At 42.0% G+C, this 1,836-nt stretch carries 2 protein-coding genes; both read right to left on the bottom strand.

Annotated elements, in window-relative coordinates:
* On the bottom strand, nucleotides 1-854 hold an 854-nt coding region (locus PLA23_RS13075; protein WP_324475481.1), incomplete at its 3' end, for a putative glycosyltransferase family protein.
* Between the two features lie 114 nt (nucleotides 855-968).
* Nucleotides 969-1,836 (bottom strand): UTP--glucose-1-phosphate uridylyltransferase GalU (gene galU, locus PLA23_RS13070; protein WP_324475480.1); only part of this gene is annotated, 868 nt, incomplete at its 5' end.

Raw genomic sequence — 1,836 nt, 5'->3', positions numbered from 1 at the left:
AAAGCAAAAATAAAAAAGGGAATGCCAAACTGGTTGAGCATAAATATGATATCAAATGACCAGGACGAATGAAGCGGTTCATCAAGATCCCGTTCAGCATCATACTGCGTACTTGCGGCAAAATAGGGGAGAGCGAAGGGTGTAAGAACGATGATGATCAGGCATAGTGAGATAAGTATCTGTATTATTGATTCTTTTGCCATCAATCGCTTTCTGACATCTGAATTCAGGATCACATATCCAAGAAAAAACAAAGTCCCGATAATGATTGTAAAAATCCCAACATACCAACTGGACAAGGCAGAGAGGATAAAAAAAACTGAAGCGGCTCCAATATCCCGATATCTCGATGAATAAAAATATTTATCAAGAAATAACAGCATAAAAGGTATCCATTGCATGGCCAACAGGTGTAACTGTATTGTCATCCGGTATCCATAAAATGCAAAGAAAATACCTGCTATAAATGCTGCATATCGGTTGTGAGTATACCGGTATGTGAGGAGATACATCCCAAAACCGCATAGGACAAAGGTCAGAAGTCGCACGAAATTATGAGTAAACACCGGATCCTGTGTTATTGCATAGATGGGTATGGAGAATATCGTCCACCCCAGGAGATGTTCAGATAATGCCAGTGAATATTCGTTTGCCGGATAGAAGATATTCGCATGAAAGAGATGGGTTGGGTCTTTAAGTACCTGCGTTGTTGTCCACGCAATATTCCAACAGGTATATGCCTCATCTCCCCCTCCAATAGTGTCACTCACATGCAATATCATAGGATATGTTAACACGGCAGTCAGAATTGCATACAGAAGAATGACAATACAATATTCGCGAATGAGAGCCATATTAAAATGCAATTATATCACAGTACAAGAGTTGGTGTCCGGACCAATAAAAGTGGTGATTTGGTAATGGCTCATTTATTGCACGTATTGTGGAGATAAGTGAGTGATATAACTTCAGCTGTCACACACATCTTCCCGTAATATGGCCCTAAGATCATCCCTGAATTCGTCCCGCTGTAATGCCAGTTCAAAAAATGCCTTCATCCATCCAAGTTTATCACCGATATCATATCGTCTGCAGTGTGTTATGAGACCAATTGATCCTGATAACTTCCGGATGGCATCTGTCAGTTGTATCTCTCCACCTTTTCCCGGTTTTGTCTGCTTAAGATGGGTGAATATCTCCGGCGTAAAGAGATAGCATCCGATTGCCCCAAGGTTAGACGGGGCTTCCTGAATAGCGGGTTTCTCAATGATATTTTCAATTGTATAATGATTCTTTTCTATCTCTGTTCCATCAATAATTCCATAATCGGGAATTTTATATTCCGGGACCGGTTCAATAGCAATAACTGACTTTTGATATTTTCGAAATGCCTGAATCATCTGTTGGGTGCAGGTCGGTTCACCGTCAGGTGCAATCGTAATGGTGTTCCCGAGCAGGACCACAAACGGTTCGTCATTACAGTGTTTTTCAGTAAGAAGTATGGCATCACCAAGTCCTTTTGGCTCACGCTGCCTGATGTAATGGATATTCGGGATCTCGCTCATATCGATATAGGTATGTGAGCCAGATCCCGGATGAGATGATAATTTATCCTCAAGTTCTATGCACCGGTCAAAATGATCCTCAATTGCCCGTTTGTTTCTCCCGGTGATGATAATTATATCATCAATCCCTGACGCAACCGCCTCTTCAACCACATACTGAATAACCGGCTTGTCTACAACCGGGAGCATCTCTTTTGGCTGTGCTTTTGTGATCGGAAGAAACCTGGTTCCAAGACCCGCTGCCGGGATGACAACTTTTCTGACCACATCG

This window comes from Methanospirillum sp. (assembly GCF_035406105.1).
Taxonomy (GTDB): Archaea; Halobacteriota; Methanomicrobia; order Methanomicrobiales; family Methanospirillaceae; genus Methanospirillum.
This window is presented reverse-complemented; position numbering and strand designations above follow the sequence as displayed.